Here is a 6,906-nt window from a genome sequence, read left to right as displayed (position 1 = left end):
ATGATCTGCACGTCGCCCAGCAGCAGGGCTTCCATTTCCTTGCCGTCGCCAAAGAGCTGCGAATTGGGGAACACCTGCACTTCGACCTTGCCCGGCAAGGCGGCTTCGGCCAGTTCCTTGAACTTCAGTGCGCCCTGGCCTTTCGGGGTGGATTCTGCCACGACGTGGCTGAATTTGATGACCATGGGGGCGGCGTGGGCGGTCATCGCGGCCAGACCCAGGGTCAGGGACAGGCCCAGCGAAGCGGCGAGACGGGTAGTCGAAAATTTCATTGGGGGTACTCCGTATGGCGGCATGCCCTTGGACAGCAGGGCGCCTGGCTGACAGACCGCTGACTAAGCTACGGTCAAACGAACGAAGTGTACTGAAACAGGACGCGCTCGCGCGATGGGTGGAAACCATTATTTCAGCGCTTGCCGCAACTGTTCCAAGGCGCTGTCGTCCAGCAGCCGGCTGGACATGGGCAGCAGTTCTTCGTCGGCCTGATCCAGGTAAGTCCGGTAGTCATCGGCCCATGCCCGAAGGGCAGCCGGGTCGTCCAGGTGGCGGATGGCGCGCCAGCGGCGGTCCAGCGCCTGCCCCAGATCCGACAGCCCCTGGGTCATGCCTTTCAGGCAGACGGCATCCGATCCGGCCATGGCTTCGATCAGGGCGGGAAACAGCACTTGCTGCATCATCGAACGGCGCGCGGGGGCGGGGCCGTCGAACCAGGCAATGGCCTCGGCGCGGCGCGAGGGGTCCGTCAGCGCCGCCAACTGATGGCGTGTGTTGGCATGGTCTGCCAGCAACTGGGCGATAGGATCGTCAGGGATGTCGGGCATGAGATCTCCTGCAAACAGAGCGGATTTCATCGTAGCGCAATTTCTTTATTTCTAATAGAAATAAAGAAATGGTTATTTTATCGTTGTTAACTATTAAGCCGAATCGTTAAAGTTTCTCTTGTTCAATCAATTTTCGGTTATGTAGCCATGTGTCCGCCCTTGCTAGGGACGGGTCGGCAGGCGGGAAACAACGATGAATCTTTCCTTTAGTCAGGTCGAGAAACAGTTCGGCGATTTGCGCGTGGTGGAACGCTTCGACAGCGACATCGCGCCGGGCGAATTGGTGGCCCTGGTCGGCCCGTCGGGCTGTGGCAAATCCACGCTGCTGCACATGGCTGCCGGCCTGGAACAGCCCAGCGCCGGTCAGGTGCTGGCCGATGGCCAGGCGATCCGCCGCCCCGACCCCAGCCGCATGTTGATGTTCCAGGAAAATGCGCTCTATCCCTGGCTGACCCTCGCACAAAACGTCGCCATGGCCCTGGAATTGCAGAAAATGCCGCGTGCCCAGGCGCGTGAACAGGCCTTTGTCTGGCTGGACAAGGTCCGCCTGAAGGGCTTTGAGGACTATTTCCCGCATCAGGTGTCGGGCGGCATGCGTCAGCGCTGCGCTCTGGCGCGAGCCTTCATCACGCACCCCGAAGTCCTGCTGCTCGACGAGCCTTTCGGCGCGCTGGACGCGCTGACCCGCATGACGCTGCAGGATGCTTTGCGCACCCTGATCCGGGAAACGCGCCCGACGGTCCTGCTGGTCACGCACGACGTCGACGAAGCCCTGTTCCTGGCGGACCGCATTCTGGTGTTCAGCGCCCGGCCATCGAATCTGCTGAAAGAATTCCACCTGTCCGATGGCGACAAGACCCATGACCTGTCGAACTTTGCCGACATGCGCCGGGAAATCCTGGGCCTGCTGGGCATCGTCGCCGACGCCGAACCTTCCATTCATTCCATCTCCGAGGAACTTGCAGCATGAAATTCAGCAAAGTTTTGACGCCGGGCCGCCCCAAGACAAAAAGCGCCCCCCTGGGGGGCAGCAAGCCGAAGGCGCAGCGTGGGGGCATTCGATTTTTGATTCCTGTTCTGGCTGCCCTGACGCTGGCATCCCAGGCTGCGCTGGCCGCCGAACCCTTCAAGGTCGGTTATATCCGCGTCATGGACGACGCCCAGGCCATCACCGCCTTCGAGGGCAAGTTCTATGAAAAGCAGGGGCTGGACGTGCAACTGGTGGAATTCAAGTCCGGCACGGACCTGATCAAAGCCATCGTCGGCGGTCAGCTGGATACCGGGGTGCTGGGTTTCACCAATGCGGCGTCCTGGTCCTCGCGCGGCGCGGACCTGAAGGTCGTGGCCGGCGCGCAGAGCGGTTACCACGCCCTGGTGGTGCGTGAAGATACCGGCATCAAGACCGTGGCGGATCTGAAGGGGCACACCCTGGCCTCGCAAAAAGAAGGCAGCACCGCCGACACCGTCTTGCGTGGCGTGGTGCTGAAAGACGCCGGTCTGCAGGCGAGCGATGTGAACATCCTGGGGGTCAGCCCGCAGGTTGCGGTGCAGTCGCTGGTGGGCAAGCGCGTCGATGCCGCGTTCCTGTTCGAACCGCAGGCCAGCATTGCCCAGTTGATCGCGCCCGTCAAACAGATCTACGAGATCGGCGAAGTCTGGCCTTTCCCCTGCATGGTGACGATCACGTCCGGCAAGACGCTGCAGGACAAAAAGGATCTGGTCTGGAAGTCGCTGGACGCCCAGCAACAGGCCATCGAACTGCTGCAGCAGAAACCAGATGAGGCGGCCAAGCTGATCGCCGGCTATTTCATCGCCGAGCCCACGCTCAAGACGCTGAACGAAGGCGAGGTGCCGCGCGAGAAGATCATCAGCAAGGCCATTCAGACGCAGACCTTCAGCCCGGCCCTGACGCCCAAGGATCTGAGCCGCATGCAGGAAGTCGCCGACATCATGCAGGCCCAGGGCGCGCTCAAGACCGAAGACGGCAAGCCTTTCGACGTGAGCTCGATCGTCGATCTGGATTGGCAGAAAGCCCGCAAGCTGTAACTCCAGGGGTGCGATAATCGCACCCGGATCCTGTTTTTCCTGGTGGCCGGGTTTGTCCGGCCATGTTTTTTCTTCTTGAGCATGAGCAAAAAAAGACGTGTTTCTTCTGCCGGTCGCAAGCTGGCCATGCTGGTGGCGATTGCCGCCATTTTGCTGATCTGGCAGTGCGCTGCCTGGACGCTGCCCGATTTCCTGATGCCCGGCGTGCCGGTAGTGCTGGAGCGTGTCTGGCACGATTTGCAGACGGCTGAATTCCGCGCCATTTTGGCGGGCAGCATGGGGCGTCTGGGCGTGGGATACGGGTTTGCGCTGCTGTTTGGCATCGGTTTCGGCTTGGCAGGCGGCTTGCTGCTGTTTTTCCGCGAGGTGCTGAAGTCGGCCATCATCGTGCTGCAGTCCATTCCCTCGATCGCCTGGGTGCCGCTGTTCTTGATCCTGATGGGCTTTGGCAATGTGCCCATCATCGTCGTGATCGCCTTGGCCGCGTTCTTTCCGGCGGCGCTCTCGGTCATGAACGCCACCGAAAGCGTCTTGCAGACTCATGTGTCGGCGGCGCGCGTCATGGGGGCCAGCCCCTGGGACATGGTGCGCCGGGTCTATCTGCCTGCGGTCATGCCCGAACTCATCACCGGCGCTCAGTTGGCGTTCGGCAATGCCTGGCGCGCCCTGATCTCGGCGGAAATGCTGATCGGCTTCGGCCAGGGGCTGGGGCGCTCGCTGGCCTATTCCGGGGAAACCGCCGACATGGTGGGGGTGATGGCCAATATCCTGACGATTGCCATTCTGGCGACGCTCATCGATCAGGTGTTTCTGGAAAACGTGAAGCGCAGAGTGCTGCGTTACCAATATGTCTGATTCAGGATGGCGGCTGTGCCGCCTGATGTGCGCCGCATCCATCGGTCTGTCGGCCTGGCTGGCGCCGCTGCCGGCAAATGCCCAGGAAGCGGGCGGCTGGCGGCTGGGGGTGGCGCAGGTGCCCGACACACCGCTGCCCGGCGCCAAGCCGCGCACGCCGGTGCGCATCGAGACCCTGGCCGTTCAGTCCGTGCAGGACAGCGCACCGCTGCAGGCCGTGGCTTTGGATCGGGCGCTCGCGCAATTGCGCGACGGTCAGTTGGATGCCTGGGTCGGCGTGGCGCCGGATGACGTCGTGTTGCCGGACGGTGTGCAGCGTCGGACGCTGGACTGGTCGGTCAGCCCGTCGGCGATGATGCGCACCGATACCGATATCCACGATTGGGCGGCCCTGGCGGGCCGCACGGTCTGTCTAAGCGCCGACGGGCGTTTCGTGGGGGAATTAAGCGCGCGTTTCGCCGCGATCGAGCAGGTCTATCCGTCTGCGACGGACGCCTTGCTGGCCTTGCGCATAGGGCAGTGCGATGCGGCGGTGCTGGATGAAAGCTTCCTGCGCCAGCTGCTGGCGTATCCCGAGTGGCGCAAATTTTCGGCTCAGCTGGCGCCGTATCGGCAGGCGGGGCTGACGCAGCTGCGGCGCGCCGAGCTGCCCGCATCCGGGCGTCAGGCGCTGGCGCAGGCCCTGAACCCTGCCAGCTTGCAAAAAGCGGTGCGGGAACAGGCCAAGACGATTGCATTTGAAGTCTATCTGGATCAGACCGTGCCCGATTGCCATTGAACCGGGCGGCAGATCGATAAGACGTGCTTAGCGGCGGCGGGGGCCGCTGGGGGCGCTGCCGGGACCACGGTTCAGGTGGCGGAAGGTGATACGACCTTTGCTGAGGTCGTAGGGAGACATTTCCAGCGTGACTTGGTCGCCCGCCAGAATGCGGATGTGGTGCTTGCGCATTTTGCCGCCGGTATAAGCGATGACCGGGTGGCCGTTATCCAGCGTGACGCGAAAGCGCGAGTCCGGCAGGACTTCGGTCACGGATCCGTGCATTTCGAGTAGTTCTTCTTTAGCCATATAGGGTTGTGCTCCGGTAGAGTCGTCAAAGCATCAGCGGACAAATACGGGGTCGGCCAACCGTGGCGGGATGGGCGACAGGATCGTAAGGGCGATCAGAATTCGGACAGGGGGCAAGGGCCCCAGAGAGGCGGCAGGCGCCAGAGGTGCTGGATCTGCCAAGGCAGCCGGCGAACCGACAAACACTGAAAACCGCTGATGAAACAATCCCTTATGGTAAGGCTTGGGGCAGTATTATGTCAAGAAATAATGCGGCGGTTAGAATTCCTGCTGACGAGACAGGCAGGCGATGTGCATGAACAATACTAGATTGACTCCCGGAACCGTGGCCTTGCTGTTGGTGCCGCCCATCCTCTGGGCAGGCAATGCGGTCGTGGGCCGGGCGGTGGTGGATCTGGTGCCGCCCCTGACCTTGAATTTCCTGCGTTGGACGGTGGCCTTGCTGCTGCTCTTGCCGCTGGGTTATCGGGTGTTGCAGCCGGGCAGCGCCGTCTGGCGGCAATGGCCGCGCTATGCCTTGCTGGGCCTGTTGGGCGTGGGGCTGTACAACTCGCTGCAATACTTGGCCCTGCATACCTCGACGCCGGTCAACGTCACCCTGGTGGCGGCCAGCATGCCGGTCTGGATGTTGATCGTGGGGCGGGTGTTTCATGGGGCCGCCATCCATCCTGCCCAGGTGTTGGGCGCCGTGCTGTCCCTGGCCGGGGTGGCGGTGGTGCTGTCGCATGGCGAGTGGGCGCAGTTGTGGGCCTTGCGCTTTGTGGTCGGGGATCTGTTGATGGTCCTGGCGACCATCATCTGGGCGTTTTACAGCTGGCAGCTGACGCGAGTCCCTGCCGATGCGCCGGTCCGCGCCCATTGGGCGGGGTTCTTGCTGGGGCAAGTGCTGTACGGAGCCGCCTGGTCGGGCCTGTTCGCCGCCTTGGAATGGGGCCTGAGCGACTGGCGGATCGTCTGGGGCTGGCCTCTGGCACTGACGGTGATCTTTGTGGCCGTCGGTCCGGCGGTGATCGCGTTTCGCTGCTGGGGGGCGGGGGTGCAGCGGGTGGGGCCGACGCTGGCGGGATTTTTCAATAACCTCACCCCGCTGATTGCGGCGCTGCTGTCCCTGGGGCTGCTGGGTGAGACCCCGCATCTGTATCATGCGCTGGCGTTCCTGCTGATCATCGGCGGCATTGTGCTGTCCTCGCGCCGGAGCGCTGCATGAGGCATGAGGCGGATGCGGGTTTACGTCCAGGTCTGGCGTATGCCTGCCTGGGGTCCAGCATGTTTGTGGTGGGGGCCTATGTGGCGCTCAGCAAGCCGCTGGCGGCGATTTTCCCGGTGTTTCTGCTGGGCTGTCTGCGATTCGGCATCGGCGGCCTGTCCGTTCTGCACTGGTTGCGCAAGCCCGCCACCGAGGCCCCGCTGACCGCGCGCGTGCGCTGGCTGGTTTTTCTGGAATCCTTCATCGGCAGCTTTCTGTTCACGGTCTTCATGGTGCTGGGCGTGAGCTACAGCAGCGCGGTGGCTGCCGGCATCATCATGTCCGCCATTCCTGCCGCCATTGCGGTCATGAGCCGCATCGTGCTGCGCGAAGCCATCCGGCCGCAGGTGCTGGCGGCGATTGTCTGCGCCGTGTGCGGGATCGGGTTGCTGGCATTGGCGCAACCGGCGGACACCGCTGCCAGCGGCTCGGCAAATCATTGGTTGGGATACGCTTTGCTGGGGGGCGCGGTGTTGTGCGAGGCGGCCTATGCCGTCATCGGCAAACAATTGACCGGCGTCTTGTCGGCCAAGCGGATCAGCGCCCTGATGAATGTCTGGGGTTTTGTGCTGATGCTGCCCGCCGGGGCCTATGCCGCCTGGCGTTTCGATTTCACGGCGATCACCGTCCAGGTCTGGGGCCTGTTGCTGTTCTACGGCCTGGCGGCCAGCGGCACCATCTGGCTCTGGATGACGGGCTTGCGCCGGGTGCCGGCCTCTCGGGCCGGGGTGTTCACCGTGCTGCTGCCCGTCGGAGCGGCCTGCGTCGGGGTGCTGCTGTTGGGGGAGTCCTTCAGCCGCTTGCACGCCCTGGCTTTTGCCGCCGCCTTGCTGGGCTTGGTCCTGGCCGCCTGGCCGACGCGTAGCGACTAG

The 6,906-nt window shown here is 63.2% G+C and carries 8 protein-coding genes and 1 pseudogene; 6 read left to right on the top strand and 3 right to left on the bottom strand.

Annotated elements, in window-relative coordinates; all coding sequences use genetic code 11:
- Positions 1-206 (bottom strand): annotated as a pseudogene (locus WBF69_RS08995) (C4-dicarboxylate ABC transporter); the annotation flags it as partial.
- Between the two features lie 195 nt (positions 207-401).
- Positions 402-821: a hypothetical protein gene (locus WBF69_RS08990; protein WP_424263354.1), complete on the bottom strand. Its 420-nt coding sequence runs from the start codon at positions 819-821 to the stop codon at positions 402-404.
- Positions 822-1,014: 193 nt separating this feature from the next.
- Here WBF69_RS08990 and WBF69_RS08985 point away from each other — a divergent pair, with 193 nt between their 5' ends.
- The 4 genes from WBF69_RS08985 (at position 1,015) to WBF69_RS08970 (ending at position 4,500) form a co-directional block, all read left to right on the top strand.
- A complete protein-coding gene (locus tag WBF69_RS08985; protein WP_424263352.1) occupies positions 1,015-1,791 on the top strand; it encodes an ABC transporter ATP-binding protein in 777 nt (258 codons plus the stop codon).
- A complete protein-coding gene (locus WBF69_RS08980) occupies positions 1,788-2,867 on the top strand; it encodes an ABC transporter substrate-binding protein (RefSeq protein ID WP_424263350.1) in 1,080 nt (359 codons plus the stop codon). The genes WBF69_RS08985 and WBF69_RS08980 overlap by 4 nt, the downstream gene beginning before the upstream one ends.
- An 81-nt stretch (positions 2,868-2,948) precedes the next feature.
- Complete coding sequence (locus WBF69_RS08975) at positions 2,949-3,722, top strand: ABC transporter permease (RefSeq protein WP_424263348.1); 774 nt, start codon at positions 2,949-2,951, stop codon at positions 3,720-3,722.
- Positions 3,715-4,500, top strand: coding sequence for an ABC transporter substrate-binding protein (locus tag WBF69_RS08970; RefSeq protein WP_424263346.1), 786 nt, complete (start codon positions 3,715-3,717; stop codon positions 4,498-4,500). The genes WBF69_RS08975 and WBF69_RS08970 overlap by 8 nt, the downstream gene beginning before the upstream one ends.
- Positions 4,501-4,527: 27 nt before the next feature.
- Here the strand turns inward: WBF69_RS08970 and infA are convergent, their stop codons facing one another.
- A complete protein-coding gene (gene infA, locus WBF69_RS08965) occupies positions 4,528-4,788 on the bottom strand; it encodes a translation initiation factor IF-1 (protein ID WP_424263345.1) in 261 nt (86 codons plus the stop codon).
- 295 nt (positions 4,789-5,083) lie between these two features.
- Here infA and WBF69_RS08960 point away from each other — a divergent pair, with 295 nt between their 5' ends.
- On the top strand, positions 5,084-5,995 hold the full coding sequence (locus tag WBF69_RS08960) for a DMT family transporter (RefSeq protein ID WP_424263343.1): 912 nt from the start codon (positions 5,084-5,086) through the stop codon (positions 5,993-5,995).
- Positions 5,992-6,906 carry a DMT family transporter gene (locus tag WBF69_RS08955; RefSeq protein ID WP_424263341.1) on the top strand — a complete coding sequence of 305 codons (915 nt, stop codon included), beginning with the start codon at positions 5,992-5,994 and terminating at the stop codon, positions 6,904-6,906. Before WBF69_RS08960 ends, WBF69_RS08955 begins: the two co-directional genes overlap by 4 nt.

The sequence above is a fragment of the Castellaniella sp. genome, assembly GCF_049673105.1.
In the GTDB taxonomy this organism is placed as follows: Bacteria; Pseudomonadota; Gammaproteobacteria; order Burkholderiales; family Burkholderiaceae_B; genus Castellaniella.
This window is presented reverse-complemented; position numbering and strand designations above follow the sequence as displayed.